Below are 13,801 nucleotides of genomic sequence, written 5' to 3'. Positions count from 1 at the left end.
ATCGGTTCGAAACCGGGCCGGCCGTCACGGCCAGCCCGCATGAAATCAGGCGCGCTGTCGGACGTAGCGGCCGGGCGCCGGCTCCACCGGCGGGTAATGTTCGTTGCCCAGCGCGTCGGGTGCGGCGCGCTTCGGGCCTGCCTGCTTGCCCAGCCAGGCCATCCAGTCGGGCCACCAGCTGCCCGGGTGCTCCTGGGCGCCGGCCAGCCATTCCTGGGCCGATTCGGGCAGCGCATCGTTGGTCCAGTGGCTGCGCTTCTTCTTCGCGGGCGGATTGATCACGCCGGCGATATGGCCAGAGGCGCCCAGCACGAAGCGGAGCTTGTTCTTCAGCAGCGCGGTCGATGCATAGGCAGCCATCCACGGCACGATATGGTCTTCGCGTGACCCGTAGATATAGGTCGGCACGTCGATCTTGCCCAGGTCCACCGGGGCGTTGCAGACGGTCAGCTTGCCAGGCACCTTGAGTTCATCCTGCAGGTAGGTGTGGCGCAGGTACCAGCAATACCAGGGGCCTGGCAGATTGGTTGCGTCGCCGTTCCAGAACAGCAGGTCGAACGGCACAGGCGTATTGCCCTTCAGGTAGTTGTCCACCACGTAGTTCCACACCAGGTCGTTAGGTCGCAGGAACGAGAACGTGTTGGCCAGCTCCACGCCGCGCAGCAGGCCGCAAGGCGCACCGGACGCGCCGCCCAGCGTGGCTTCGCGCAGTTGCACGTGTGCTTCGTCGACGAATACGTCGAGGATGCCGGTATCGGAGAAATCGAGCAGTGTGGTCAGCAGCGTCAGGCTCGCTGCCGGCCGTTCGCCACGCGCGGCCAGCACGGACAGCGCGGTCGAGACGATGGTGCCACCCACACAGAAGCCCAGCACGTTGATCTGGTCCTGCCCGCTGATATCGCGCGTCACCTCGATCGCGCGGATGGCCGCGTGCTCGATGTAGTCGTCCCACGTGCGCTCGGCCATCGAGGCATCGGGGTTGCGCCACGACACCAGGAAGACCGTGTGGCCGTTTTCCACGGCGTGCCGCACCAGCGAGCTTTCAGGCTGCAGGTCGAGGATGTAATACTTGTTGATGCACGGGGGCACCAGCAGCAGCGGCCGGGCGTAGACCTTGTCGGTCAGCGGCTTGTACTGCAGCAGCTGGAAGTACTCGTTCTCGTAGACCACGGCGCCTTCGGTCACCGCCACGTTGCGGCCCACTTCGAAGGCCTTCTCATCGGTCTGCGAGATCTTGCCGCGCTGCAGGTCTTCCAGCATGTTGCGCACGCCGTTGCGCAGCGATTCGCCGCCCGATTCGATCAGGCGCTGCTGGGCATCGGGATTGGTGGCCAGGAAGTTGGCCGGCGACATGGCATCGACCCATTGCGACACCGCGAAGCGGATGCGCTGGCGCACCTTCGGGTCGGCTTCCACGGCATCGGCCAGTTCGGTCATGGCGCGCGCCGTCAGCAGATAGAACGCAGCGGTATACCGGTATGGCGCGTTGTTGCGCCAGGCAGGACTGGCGAAGCGGCGATCGGACAAGCGTTCGCTGGCACCCGCATTGCCGTTGCCGCCGGGATGGCCGTTGGCGACCATGGCGCCCTCGCCCATTTCGCGCCAGAGCTCGGCAAAGTCCTTCAGATAGCGTTGCTGGATGCCGGCCAGCTGGTCCGGCGAAATCTTCACGGCGCCGCCGTTCGCACCGCCAGTCGGAAACGCCTGCTGGAACGCCTTGGCGAAGGCATCGCCCGCGGGAAAGCCACCGGGGAATGCACCGGCCAGACCCGCCGGGAAACCGGCCGGCATCTCGCCGTTGGTTTCAGGGGCCCACTGACGGGACCATTCCAGCCATGCAGCTGGATCGAATGGCCCCGGCGCAAATTGAAACGGTTGGGACTTGTCTTCCTTTCCGGAAGCTGCCGCACCTTTGCCGGTCGCCATGATGTGATCGTCTCTCTGCCTGTCGTAGTGGATGACGGGCTCGGGGTAACTGTCTCCCGACCCGCCCCGTATCCCGGGTTGCGTCCGCAAGCTGCCCAGGGCTGCTTGGCTCTTACGCTATGCTTGCCGGCGAAACCCTGGAATCGTTCCTCGGTTCCGATACATTTCGAGGCATTGTTGCCTTGCAATGGAGAGACTGTCAATGCGGAAATCCGCATTGCGATGCGGGGGGCGAATAAGTGAAGCCCGACCTACCGGACGGTAATGCTGGCGCGGGTTGCCGGGCCGGCCCAACCCCTATTCGAGAAAGATGAAAGCCTGATGTATATCGTGGCAATTGGCTGGCTTTACGTCGCCCTGATGATGGCCATCACCGAGACCAGCGTCGTCGCCGGTGTGGCCACGTTTCTGCTGTACGGACTGGCGCCGGTGTCGATCGTGATGTACATCATGGGGACGCCGGGCCGGCGTCGCAGGCGCCGTGCGCAGGAAGCCCGTGACGCCGCCCAAGCCGCCTCGGCACAGGCGGCACGGCTTCCGGACGATGGCGCTGCCGGGCCCTAGTCGGCCAGCCAGACCAGCGTGGCCATGCGGCCCGTGGTGCGGTCGCGGCGATAGGAGTAGAAGCGCTCGGCCTCGCGCACCGTGCAGGCATTGCCGCCGAACACCTGCGTGCAGCCAGCGCGCGCCAGGCGAATGCGTGCGAGTGCATACAGATCGGCCAGGAATTTGCCGGGTCCGCCCGCGATGAACGCCGCCGCCACTGCCGCACGCTCGTCGGGCACGGCCTGCTGCAGGAACGCTTCGCGTACCTCGGGCCCCACTTCGAAGGCATCGGGGCCGATCGCCGGCCCGAGCCAGGCCAGCCACTGCGCCTGGGCGCCCGCTCGTGCTGCCATGCGTGCCAAGGTGGCCTCGATCACGCCATCGCAAAGCCCACGCCAGCCGGCGTGAGCGGCACCCACCACCGTGCCTTCCGTATTGCACAGCAACACGGGCAGGCAGTCGGCCGTCATGATCGCGCAGACGTGTCCGGGCGTGGCACTCACGCTGGCATCGGCGCGCGGCACATCGTCGCCTTGGCCCGCGTCATCGGCTGTCGCCACGCCGCATCCATGCACCTGCTCCAGCCACCGAGGCATGGCCGGCAGGTAGCTGGCCAGCCGGGCGCGGTTGGTGGCCACGGCAGCCGGATCATCGCCGACGTGCGTGCCCAGGTTGAGCCCTCCGGCGCTACCGTCTGCAAGGCCATACGGACCCGCGCTGACACCCCCCTTTCGCGTGGTGGACAGCGCGCGCACCCGGGCTGGCGCCGGCCAGTCCGGGACGATCCAGGCCGCGTCACCGGCCATCGGGTCAACCGTCGTCCGGTCAGTCGTCATCGTCATCGGCCTCTCCTTCGTACCACTCGGGCTCGCCCTCGTCCTCGTCGTCTTCGTCGGCATACCGCTCGAAGTCGAGCGCATCGATCAGCGCCTGCAGGTCTTCGGGCGGCTCGGCTTCCCATGATTTCTTGCGGCCCGTCACCGGATGCATCAGCCCCAGCCGGTATGCGTGCAGCGCCTGCCGGGTGAACGGCACCGGCAGCGGAACGCGCACGGCCGGGCGCTGGCCGCGCTGCGTCGCCTTGTGATAGACCGGATCTCCCACAAGAGGATGGCCAATGGACTCGAAATGCACGCGAATCTGGTGCGTGCGCCCGGTTTCCAGCTGGCACATCACCATCGACACCTTCGAGCGGCCCAGCGGCACCGTGCCAAGCGTTTCGAAGTGGGTGCGCGACGGCTTGCCGCTGTTGGTATGCACGATGGCCATCCGCGTGCGCTCGCGCGGATCGCGCCCGATCGGCGCATCGATGGTGCCCTCGTCGGGCGTCTCGCCCCAGACCAGCGCGATATACGTGCGCTTGACCGTGCGGGCCTGCAGCTGCCGTACCAGGTCGGTCTGCGCAGTCAGCGTGCGTGCTACCACCATCAGGCCCGACGTTTCCTTGTCCAGCCGATGCACGATGCCGGCGCGCGGCAGGCGCGCCGCGTGCGGGTCGCGATGCAGCAGGCCATTGAGCACCGTGCCGCTCCAGTTGCCTGCGGCAGGATGCACCACCAGTCCGGCCGGCTTGTTGATGACCAGCAGGGCGTCGTCCTCGTACAGCACGTCCAGCGGCACGTCCTCTGCCGTAAACGCCATCGATTCCGGCGCGGCCTGGGGCCGGATCTCGATCTGCTGACCCATCTGGACGGACGCCTTGGCGCGACTAGGCTCGCCGTCCACGCGGACGGCGCCATCCTCGATCCACTGCTGGATGCGGCTGCGCGAAAATTCGTTGAAATGCCGCGCGAGCAGCTTGTCGAGCCGCTCGCCGTGCGCCGCGCTATCGACTTCCAGGTACAGTGGCATCAGGTCAGGCGCGGCAGGCGCCGTGGCAGGCACCTCGTCATTGAATTCGTCCGTCGGTCCCCCTTCGTCGCCCTCGTCGAAATGGTCGTCGAAGTCTTCGGATTCCTCGTGGGTCACGTCGGCTTTTGCGGTGTGGCGTTCCAGACCGGTTTCGGTCTTGGGGCTTCGGCTATAATGCTTGGCGCTATTTTTTTTCATCCGGAACAGGTTGCCCATGCAATTGCAGAGCATCAAACGCGCGAACTGGCGCGCGAAAATTGGAGCGGTTTTGCTCGCAGGCGGATGCGTCATGCTATCGGCATGCGGCCTGCTGGGAGACCAGCCTGACGAAACCGCCGGCTGGTCGGCCAACAAATTATATTCGGAAGCCAAGGATGCCCTCGATGGCGGCGACTACACGCGCGCCGTCAAGCTGTACGAAAAGCTCGAGGGCCGCTATCCGTTTGGCCGCTATGCACAGCAGGCCCAGATCGATACCGCCTACGCCAACTACAAGGATGGCGAGACCGCTGCCGCGCTGGCTGCCGTGGACCGCTTCATCCAGCTGCACCCGAGCCACCCGAACATCGATTACGCCTACTACCTCAAGGGCCTGATCAACTTCAACGACAACCTCGGCTGGCTTGGCCGCTTCTCGGGCCAGGATCTCAGCGAACGCGACCCCAAGGCAGCCCGCGCCGCCTATGACGCGTTCCAGACCCTGATCACGCGCTATCCGGACAGCAAGTACACGCCGGACGCCACGCTGCGCATGCAGTACATCGTCAACGCGCTGGCCCAGCACGAAGTCCACGCCGCGCGTTACTACTACCGCCGCGGGGCCTACCTGGCGGCCGTGAACCGCGCGCAGCAGGCGCTCAAGGACTACGATGGCGCGCCGGCCAACGAAGAGGCGCTGTACATCATGGTGCGGTCGTACGATGCGCTGGGCATGAAAGACCTGCGCGACGACGCGGCACGCGTGATGGAACGCAACTACCCGAACAGCGATTTCATCAAGTACGGACAGCGCCGCAAGGACAAGTCCTGGTGGGAAGTGTTCTGACGACGCCCGGCCTGGCCGGAGCATGAGAAAAGCCCGACGCAAGGTCGGGCTTTTTCGTTTTTTGGCGATGGCGTTGGTTGCTTGCTGGCGCTTTAGCCGCCACGGCGGCCCCGCCCGGCCCGTCTATACCTCGCCGCGTTCCCCTTCACCGTCCGCCTCGCCGCCAGGCGTGGCGTCGGTGCCTGCCTCGCCGGCCGGCTGGCGCAGACTTTCCAGGAACCGGACCACCGTTTCGGCCTCGCGCGTACGCGTGAACGGCGGCAAGCTCTGCCAGATCTGCCGGCCGTATGGCTTTTCTACGAGCCGGGTGTCGCAGATGGCCAGCACGCCGCGATCCGATTCCGAACGGATCAGGCGCCCGGCGCCCTGCTTCAGCGTAATCACCGCGTGCGGCAGCTGGTGTACGGCAAACGGGCTCAGGCCCTTTTTCTGCAGCACCTCCATGCGGGCGGCCAGCACCGGGTCGTCGGGCGGCGCAAACGGCAGCTTGTCGATGATCACCAGGGAAAGCGCCTCGCCGCGCACATCTACACCTTCCCAGAAGCTCTGGCTGCCGACCAGCACCGCGTTACCGAGTTGACGGAAGCGGTCCAGCAGTTCGGTGCGGCTGGCCTGCCCCTGCACCAGCAGCGGCAGGTTGATGCCGCGTGCGGCGAACAGGTCGTAGAGCATGTCCGATGCCTTCTGCACCGCACGCAGCGTGGTACAGAGCAGGAACGTCCGGCCGCCAGCCGCCTCGATCAGCGGCAGCGCCCTTTCGACCACGGCTTCCGTGAACTGGGGCGAATTCGGCGGTGGCATGTCGCGCGGCACGTAGAGCAGGCCCTGCTTCGCGTAGTCGAACGGACTGGGCAGCGTCAGTGATTGATCCTTGTTCAGCCCGAGCTGCGCCGCGTAGTGGGCGAAATTGCCCTTCACCGACAGCGTCGCCGAAGTAAAGATCCAGGCGCGGGGATGGCCTTCGCGCTGGCGCGTGAAGATCGGCGCGATCGACAACGGCGTGCGGTGCAGCTGGACGGTGTGCGAGAACACTTCGACCCAGCGCACGGTATCGGGGCCGAACTGGGCAGGCGCGGGCGGCGGCGGGGTCTCGGCGTCGCCCCCGGCGGCCTCGGCCGCCGTCTCGGCGGACGATGCGGGGGCGGGGGCCGGCGGCGGCGCGGCAGCGCGATCGTCCCGCCAGACTTCCAGCTTGTTGGCCAGCTCCACGGCCCGGCGGTGGCATTGCTCCAGCGTTTCGGCGCGCTCGGCCTGCGATTCCAGCGCCTCGACAAACCCCGCCAGCGCCTCTTCCAGCGCGTCCAGCGTTTCGTAGAACGGCTCGGCGGTGCGCGGATCGGCATCGATCTGCCCCATCGCCATGCGCACGTTGTCGCGGCCGAACGCCAGCCGCAAGTCGCGCGCGGCACGCTCCAGCGGCGCGCCCAGCGCGACCCAGTCCACGGCGTCGCGGGCATGTGACAGCCCTTCGGCCACGGTGTCGCGTGCCAGTTCGAGCAACTGGCTGGTGGACAGCGTTTCGCCGAAGAACAGCGTCGCCGTTTCCGGCAGCTGGTGGGCTTCGTCGAAGATCACGGTGTTGGCGGCCGGCAGCAGTTCGGCCATGCCGGTATCGCGCAGCACCACGTCCGCAAAGAACAGGTGATGGTTCACCACCACCACATCGGCCTGCTGCGCTTCCTTGCGGGCGCGCATCACAAAGCATTCCTTGTAGTTCGGGCATTCGCTGCCCAGGCAGTTGTCGCGCGTGGACGTCACCATCTGCCAGACGGGCGCGTTCTCGGGCACGGCCGCCAGTTCGGCCTTGTCGCCGGTCGCCGTGGTCTTGGCGAATTTCCCGATATCGCGCAGCCACGCGGCATCCTGCTTCGATGCAAGCCGACCGTTGGCCTGCGCGCGCTCCAGATGGTAGTGGCACACGTAATTGGCGCGCCCCTTGAGCAGCGACACCGACACCGGCACGTTCAGCGCATGGCGCACCGTCGGAATATCGCGCAGGAACAGCTGGTCCTGCAGGTTCTTGGTTCCGGTGGACAGGATGACCTTGCCGCCCCAGAGCATGGCCGGCACCAGGTAGGCAAAGGTCTTGCCGGTGCCGGTGCCGGCCTCGACGATGACCGTGTCGTTCTGGCCGATGGCATTGGCCACGGCCTGGGCCATCTTCAACTGCGACGCGCGCGGCCGGTAGCCTGGGATGGCCGTGGCCAGCGTGCCCGTGTCGGCGAACATCGTCGACAGTTGGGCGGCTTGCGAGGCCGCCTGGCTGGCCGATGCCGCGGCCACGGCGTCGCCTGGCGATTCGGCGGGTTCGCGGGCATCGGGCGCCTCGGCGGCATCGGACAGGAGGTCGTCAGTGGGATCTGGCAAGGTGGGGCTTTCTTCGATACCCGTGGCCGGTGGGCCTGCCACGGGAGATATGTGGTGCGTGTGCCGCGCTTGCGTTGGCCGGATCGTCCGGCCAGCGCGCCGCTGCTGGGGCGTCAGGCCGGAACATCGGGTTCCAGGTGCAGCTGCAGCAAGGTGATCGCGTCCTTGAGCTTGAGGCGGCGCTTTTTCAGGCGGCGCAGCTGCAGTTCATCGTGGGCGGGATCGGCGGATAGCCGGTCGATCAGGAAATCGAGGTCGCGGTGTTCGATCTGCAACTCGATGATCTGCCGCGCCAGCGTGTTGAGATTTTCATCCATGGTGCGCCTTCGTACTCCAGGGCGGCGGCCAGCGGCCCCGCCCGACCCTGCCAACGAATCAGAACCCGAACGGGCTCGGCCCGGAATTCTGGCCGCCCTGCTTCTGCTTCTCCTCGGCACGTGCGCGCCGCTCGTCCAGGTCTTTCTGGCGCTGCACGGCGTCTGCCTGCTTCTGCTCGTAAGTCTTGACGTTTTCCTGACGCTGGCGCGCGCTTTCGGCGCCCTTCTGCTGGGCTTCCTTCATGCGCGCGTTGTAATCGTCCTGTTTCTTCTGGTACGCCTCGGCATTGGCCGCGCGCTGGGGCGCCTGCCCCGTGGCCTGCGCATCGCGCTGCGCCTGTTCCTGCTGCTTGCGTTCGAAGGCTTCCCGGCTGGCCTGCTCGTTGGCCGCCCGGCCCGGCTGGCCGGCCTCGTATTCGGCGCGGCGCAGGGCCTGCTCGCGATCGCGCGTTGCCGCCTTGTACGCCCGCTCGGCATCGCCAACTTCCAGATCCCGGGCGCGCAGCACGTGCAGTTCCTCGCGCTGGACGTCCTTGGCCTTATCGATGCAGTTGGTCACCAGGAACTTGCTGTAGCACGCGCGCTCGGCAACCGCGAAGCGGTAATTGGTCCATGCGCGCGAATCATTGATGGCCTTGCGCTCGGCCTCGAAGTCGCGCGGCTTGCCCGGGTCCGGCGGGATGGGTGCCGCAGTGGGCGCCGACGGCGGCGCGAACGAAGGGGCGGCAGCGGGTGCCGACGCCTGCGCGTGCGCGGTGCCCAGCGGCGCCGCCAGCATCAGCGCGGCCAGCGCCAGCGTGGCAATCGGGGAAGCGGAAATGGAAACCGGGCGAGCCATGACGGCCGGAAGGGGCTTGACGATCATGCCGCGATTCTAGCATCCGGGGCCCCCTCGGACCGCACCGCGAACCGGGCGCCGGGTGCCGTGCGGGCACCACCCGCGCCAGCCGCGGAAAAGACAGTGTAAAAGGTGTCTTCCCGTCACCGGATGCGCGCCGCGCTTGTGGCACAATGCCCCGCTTTCGACTGACTCGTTTTCTCGATGTCCAATCTGCCTGCTTCCGTCCTGCAAAAGATTGTGTCGCTGATCGCGGCCGAACTGTCCGTGCAACCGCGCCAGGTGGCGGCTGCCGTGGACCTCCTGGACGAAGGTGCCACAGTGCCGTTTATCGCCCGCTACCGCAAGGAAGTGACGGGCAACCTCGACGATACGCAGCTGCGTAATCTCGAAGAACGCCTGCTGTACCTGCGCGACATGGAAGACCGCCGCGCCACGATCCTGGCGTCGATCGAGGAACAGGGGAAGCTGACCGACGAGCTGCGTGCCGCCATCGAGGGCGCCGAGACCAAGCAGACGCTCGAAGATCTCTACCTGCCCTACAAGCCAAAGCGCCGCACGCGCGCCCAGATCGCCCGCGAATGCGGCCTGGAACCGCTGGCGCAGGCGCTGCTGGCCGACCCCACACTGGACCCGCAAGCCGAGGCCGCCAAATACGTCAATGGCAACCCCACCGCCGAAGGCGGCGTGCCTGACACCAAGGCCGCACTGGACGGCGCCCGCGACATCCTGTCCGAGCAGTTTGGCGAAACGGCCGAGCTGCTGGGCAAGCTGCGCGACCACCTGTGGAACAACGGCGTGGTGTCGTCCACGGTCATGGAAGGCAAGGAAACCGCCGAGGAAGAGAAATTCCGCGACTACTACCAGTACAGCGAGACCCTCCGTACCGTGCCGTCGCACCGTGCGCTGGCGCTGTTCCGCGGCCGCAACGCAGGCGTGCTGCTGGTCAAGCTTGGCCTGGGCGAGGAGCAGGACGCCATGGTGCCGCACCCGTGCGAAGGCATGATTGCGCGCCATGTCGGCATCGAGAACCGCAACCGTCCGGCCGACAAATGGCTGGCCGACGTGTGCCGCTGGTGCTGGCGCGTCAAGGTGCAGCCGCACCTGGAAACCGAGCTGCTGACCCAGCTGCGCGAGACCGCCGAGGCCGAGGCCATCAAGGTGTTCGGCCGCAACCTGCACGAACTGCTGCTGGCCGCGCCGGCGGGCCCGAAGTCAGTGATGGGTATCGACCCGGGCATCCGCACAGGCTGCAAGATCGCCGTGGTGGACAGCACCGGCAAGCTGCTCGATACCGCCACGATCTACCCGCACGAGCCGCGCCGTGACTGGAACGGTTCGCTGGCCACGCTGGCCCGGCTGGCCAGACAGCACAATGTGGCGCTCTGCTCGATCGGCAACGGCACGGCCAGCCGCGAGACCGACAAGCTCGTGCAGGACCTGATAAAAAGCGCCCCGGAACTGAAGCTGACCAAGATCGTGGTCAGCGAAGCCGGCGCGTCGGTGTACTCGGCGTCGGAACTGGCCGCCAAGGAATTCCCGGACCTGGACGTATCGCTGCGCGGCGCGGTGTCGATTGCGCGCCGCCTCCAGGACCCGCTGGCCGAGCTGGTCAAGATCGATCCCAAGTCGATCGGCGTGGGCCAGTACCAGCACGACGTGAACCAGCGTGAACTGGCCCGCGCGCTGGACGCCGTGGTGGAAGACTGCGTGAACGCGGTGGGCGTGGACGTGAACACCGCATCCGCCCCGCTGCTGGCGCGCGTGTCGGGCCTGAATTCGGTGCTGGCGCGCAATATCGTCGAATTCCGAGATGCCAACGGTGCATTCAGCAATCGTGAATCGCTGAAAAAGGTGCCGCGCCTGGGCGACAAGACGTTCGAGCAGGCCGCCGGCTTCCTGCGCATCAACAATGGGGACAACCCGCTGGACCGTTCGTCGGTGCACCCGGAAGCCTACCCGGTGGTGCAGAAGATCCTGGACCACATCAAGAAGGGCCTGCCGGACGTGATGGGCAACCGCGAGAGCCTGCGTGGCCTGTCGCCGCAGCAGTTTGCCGACGACAAGTTCGGCCTGCCGACCGTGCGCGACATCCTGACCGAACTGGAAAAGCCGGGCCGCGACCCGCGCCCCGAGTTCAAGACCGCCACCTTCCAGGAAGGCGTGGAAGACGTGAAGGACCTGCAGCCGGGCATGATCCTGGAAGGCGTGGTCACGAACGTGGCAGCCTTTGGTGCGTTCGTCGACATCGGCGTGCATCAGGACGGACTGGTCCACATCTCGGCGCTGTCCACGAAGTTCGTCAAGGACGCGCACGAAGTGGTCAAGGCCGGTCAGATCGTCAAGGTCAAGGTCATGGAAGTGGACGTCAAGCGAAACCGTATCGGCCTGACCATGCGCCTGGACGACGAACCCGGCCAGCAGGCCGCCCGAGCCGGCGGCGGCGACCGCCCGGCCGATCGGGGCCAGCGCAGCAACGGTGGCAACCGTGGCGTCGGCGGCAACGCCCGCCGCGAACCCGAAACGCAAGGCGCCATGGCCGCGGCCTTTGCCAAGCTGAAGCGTTAAGCCACCGGCCACGCCGGCAACCCCGGCAACGCACGCCAGAACGAAAAACGCCCCGCTCGATGCGGGGCGTTTTTTTATGGCTCGGTCAGCAAGCCGGCTCAGATTTCTACCTTGGTACCCAGCTCCACCACCCGGTTGGCCGGAATCGAGAAGAAGTCTGACGGCTTGGCGCCGTTCTGATGCATCCAGGCAAAGAGCCGCTCACGCCACATCGACATGCCGGGCAGCTTGGACGGAATCACCGTCTCGCGCGCGATGAAGAACGAGGTCTCCATCAGTTCGAAGTGCATGTCGAGCTTGCGCTGCGCCAGGTCGAGCACGCGGTTCACGTCTGGCGTTTCCTTGAAGCCGTACTCCGACGCCAGGATGAACACGCCGCCGCCCAGGTCCTTGCAGGTCAGGCGGTGGTCGTCGTCCACGTACGGAATGTCACGCGTGACAAAGCTCAGGAACACCACGCGCTCGTGCAGCACGCGGTTGTGCTTGAGGTTGTGCAGCAGCGACACCGGCACCGATTCGGTACTGCCGGTCAGGAACACCGCCGTGCCTTCCACGCGATGCGGCGGATGGGCCAGCAGGCCGGCGATGAACGGCTCCAGCGGAATGCCGTCTTCGAGGCTGCGCGCGCGCAGCAGCTTGCGGCCGCTGTGCCAGGTCATCAGCAGGAAGAACGCCGTGCTGCCCATCAGCAGCGGGAACCAGCCGCCTTCGGCCACCTTGAGCAGGTTGGCCGCGAAAAACGACAGGTCTACGATCAGGAACGATGCGCCAAGCAGCGTCACCAGCACCCGGTTCCACTTCCAGAACCGGCGCATGACGATGACCGCCAGGAACGTCGTGATCAGCATCGTCGTGGTTACCGCAATGCCGTAGGCGGCGGCCAGGTTTTCCGACTTGCGGAACGACAGCACCACGGCGATCACCAGCACCAGCAGCGCCCAGTTGATCACGGGCAGGTAGATCTGGCCGATTTCCGCCGCCGACGTGTACAGGATGCGCATGCGCGGCAGGAATCCCAGCTGGATGGCCTGGCTGGTCAGCGAGAACGCGCCCGAGATGACCGCCTGCGACGCGATCACCGTGGCCGCCGTGGCCAGCAGCACCATCGGCAACTGCAGCATTTCCGGCACCATCAGGTAGAACGGATTCTCGATGGCTTGCGGATTGCCCAGCAGCAGCGCGCCCTGGCCGAAGTAGTTCAGCATCAGGCAGGGCATCACCAGGGCGAACCAGCCATAGCGGATGGGCTTGGCGCCGAAGTGGCCCATGTCGATATACAGGGCCTCGGCGCCCGTCAGGACCAGGAACACGCTGCCCAGCACGATGAACGCCAGCAGCGAGTGCTCGATCAGGAACGAAATGCCGTACCAGGGATTGATGGCCTTGAGGATGTCCGGCGCCTGCACCAGATGCAGGATGCCCAGCCCGCCCAGCGCCAGGAACCACACCACCATGATCGGCCCGAACAGCTTGCCCACGGCGCTGGTGCCGTGGCGCTGGATAAAGAACAGCACGCACAGGATGGACAGCGTGATCGGGATCACGAAGTGCGACAGCGCCGGCGCGGCAATCTCCAGCCCTTCCACGGCCGACAGCACCGAGATGGCCGGCGTGATCACCGCATCGCCATAGAACATGCAGGCGCCGAAAATGGCTGACATCATGATCAGCCGGGCCATGCGCGACCTTGGGGCCGCGGTTCGCAGCGCCAGCGCCATCAGCGCCAGCACGCCGCCCTCGCCGTTGTTGTCGGCGCGCATCACAAAGAGCACGTACTTGATCGACACGACGACGATCATCGCCCAGAACAGCAGCGAGATGATGCCCAGCACCGCTTCGGGGCTGAACGGGATGCCGTGGTCCTTGCTGAAACACTCCTTCAGCGAATACAGGGGGCTGGTACCGATGTCGCCAAAGACGACGCCGATCGCGCCGATCACGAGCGCACGGGTGCTCTGGCTTTCGACGAAATAATGGCTGGTGGTTGCGGATTGGGTCATGGAATTGGGTCAGGTGAACCGGCTCGCGCCTCCCGTGCCTGCCTTTGGCTGCCCTGGCATGGCGCCAGACGGACAGTCCCTCCAAAGTGCTTCATCAGGCACGATTTCTCTCACGCTAGCGGCTCCGGTCCCCGATGGGGCGTGTTGGCCTTCTCAGTTTCTATTGCGATGCACAAACGCGCGCATTCTAGATGAAGTGTCGTGCGGCGACCACTATGGAAATGCCGACGTCACGGGGCACGACCGATCAAGCATGGGAAAGAAGCCGGGCATGGTCAAGCCCCGCCGATGCCGGCACCGTGGGATCACCCACCCTCGGCACGTTGTGACGGCACGACACCAA

The 13,801-nt window shown here is 66.2% G+C and carries 10 protein-coding genes; 3 read left to right on the top strand and 7 right to left on the bottom strand.

The genetic code is table 11. The features are described 5' to 3' along the window. Positions 1 to 45 precede the first annotated feature (45 nt). Positions 46 to 1,926, bottom strand: a complete 1,881-nt coding sequence (gene phaC, locus AC3G88_RS11570; protein WP_488772886.1) for a class I poly(R)-hydroxyalkanoic acid synthase — start codon at positions 1,924 to 1,926, stop codon at positions 46 to 48. 321 nt (positions 1,927 to 2,247) lie between these two features. Between phaC and AC3G88_RS11565 the strand changes: the two genes are divergently transcribed. Beyond that, positions 2,248 to 2,490: a hypothetical protein gene (locus AC3G88_RS11565; RefSeq protein WP_488772885.1), complete on the top strand. Its 243-nt coding sequence runs from the start codon at positions 2,248 to 2,250 to the stop codon at positions 2,488 to 2,490. Here the strand turns inward: AC3G88_RS11565 and pgeF are convergent. Further along, the gene (gene pgeF, locus AC3G88_RS11560; protein ID WP_488772884.1) at positions 2,487 to 3,314 is read right to left on the bottom strand and encodes a peptidoglycan editing factor PgeF; all 828 of its coding nucleotides are present in this window, start codon (positions 3,312 to 3,314) and stop codon (positions 2,487 to 2,489) included. The genes AC3G88_RS11565 and pgeF overlap by 4 nt on opposite strands. Then, entirely contained in the window at positions 3,298 to 4,521 is a 1,224-nt protein-coding gene (locus tag AC3G88_RS11555; RefSeq protein WP_488772883.1) for an RluA family pseudouridine synthase, read from the bottom strand. The genes pgeF and AC3G88_RS11555 overlap by 17 nt, the downstream gene beginning before the upstream one ends. Before the next feature lie 16 nt (positions 4,522 to 4,537). Between AC3G88_RS11555 and AC3G88_RS11550 the strand changes: the two genes are divergently transcribed. After that, positions 4,538 to 5,368 carry an outer membrane protein assembly factor BamD gene (locus tag AC3G88_RS11550; protein ID WP_029050638.1) on the top strand — a complete coding sequence of 277 codons (831 nt, stop codon included), beginning with the start codon at positions 4,538 to 4,540 and terminating at the stop codon, positions 5,366 to 5,368. 123 nt (positions 5,369 to 5,491) lie between these two features. On the opposite strand, the gene yoaA is transcribed toward AC3G88_RS11550, so the two are convergent. The 3 genes from yoaA to AC3G88_RS11535 all read right to left on the bottom strand — a co-directional run bounded on the left by yoaA (position 5,492) and on the right by AC3G88_RS11535 (position 8,917). After that, the gene (yoaA, locus tag AC3G88_RS11545; protein WP_488773154.1) at positions 5,492 to 7,597 is read right to left on the bottom strand and encodes a DNA repair helicase YoaA; all 2,106 of its coding nucleotides are present in this window, start codon (positions 7,595 to 7,597) and stop codon (positions 5,492 to 5,494) included. A 251-nt stretch (positions 7,598 to 7,848) separates the two neighbouring features. Next, a complete protein-coding gene (locus AC3G88_RS11540) occupies positions 7,849 to 8,052 on the bottom strand; it encodes a DUF465 domain-containing protein (RefSeq protein ID WP_029050639.1) in 204 nt (67 codons plus the stop codon). 58 nt (positions 8,053 to 8,110) lie between these two features. Further along, complete coding sequence (locus AC3G88_RS11535) at positions 8,111 to 8,917, bottom strand: hypothetical protein (RefSeq protein WP_488893403.1); 807 nt, start codon at positions 8,915 to 8,917, stop codon at positions 8,111 to 8,113. A gap of 177 nt (positions 8,918 to 9,094) precedes the next feature. Here AC3G88_RS11535 and AC3G88_RS11530 point away from each other — a divergent pair, with 177 nt between their 5' ends. Further along, positions 9,095 to 11,458, top strand: a complete 2,364-nt coding sequence (locus AC3G88_RS11530; protein ID WP_488772881.1) for a Tex family protein — start codon at positions 9,095 to 9,097, stop codon at positions 11,456 to 11,458. Between the two features lie 98 nt (positions 11,459 to 11,556). Here AC3G88_RS11530 and AC3G88_RS11525 read toward each other — a convergent pair whose 3' ends face one another. Next, positions 11,557 to 13,458 (bottom strand): potassium transporter Kup, encoded by a 1,902-nt coding sequence (locus AC3G88_RS11525; protein ID WP_400392952.1) that lies wholly within the window; start codon positions 13,456 to 13,458, stop codon positions 11,557 to 11,559. Between the last annotated feature and the right edge of the window lie 343 nt (positions 13,459 to 13,801).

It is taken from the genome of Cupriavidus sp. 86D6 (assembly GCF_057815095.1).
The sequence above is the reverse complement of the archived record's forward strand: the minus strand, read 5'-3'. Positions and strand labels throughout refer to the sequence as shown.

Bases quoted from the DNA above. Each gene is read 5' to 3' on its own strand.
- phaC (WP_488772886.1), bottom strand. From the start codon at position 1,926: ATGGCGACCGGCAAAGGTGCGGCAGCTTCCGGAAAGGAAGACAAGTCC.
- AC3G88_RS11530 (WP_488772881.1), top strand. From the start codon at position 9,095: ATGTCCAATCTGCCTGCTTCCGTCCTGCAAAAGATTGTGTCGCTGATC.
- AC3G88_RS11565 (WP_488772885.1), top strand. From the start codon at position 2,248: ATGTATATCGTGGCAATTGGCTGGCTTTACGTCGCCCTGATGATGGCC.
- AC3G88_RS11550 (WP_029050638.1), top strand. From the start codon at position 4,538: ATGCAATTGCAGAGCATCAAACGCGCGAACTGGCGCGCGAAAATTGGA.
- AC3G88_RS11540 (WP_029050639.1), bottom strand. From the start codon at position 8,052: ATGGATGAAAATCTCAACACGCTGGCGCGGCAGATCATCGAGTTGCAG.
- yoaA (WP_488773154.1), bottom strand. From the start codon at position 7,597: ATGTTCGCCGACACGGGCACGCTGGCCACGGCCATCCCAGGCTACCGG.
- AC3G88_RS11535 (WP_488893403.1), bottom strand. From the start codon at position 8,917: ATGATCGTCAAGCCCCTTCCGGCCGTCATGGCTCGCCCGGTTTCCATT.
- AC3G88_RS11555 (WP_488772883.1), bottom strand. From the start codon at position 4,521: ATGAAAAAAAATAGCGCCAAGCATTATAGCCGAAGCCCCAAGACCGAA.
- pgeF (WP_488772884.1), bottom strand. From the start codon at position 3,314: ATGACGATGACGACTGACCGGACGACGGTTGACCCGATGGCCGGTGAC.
- AC3G88_RS11525 (WP_400392952.1), bottom strand. From the start codon at position 13,458: ATGACCCAATCCGCAACCACCAGCCATTATTTCGTCGAAAGCCAGAGC.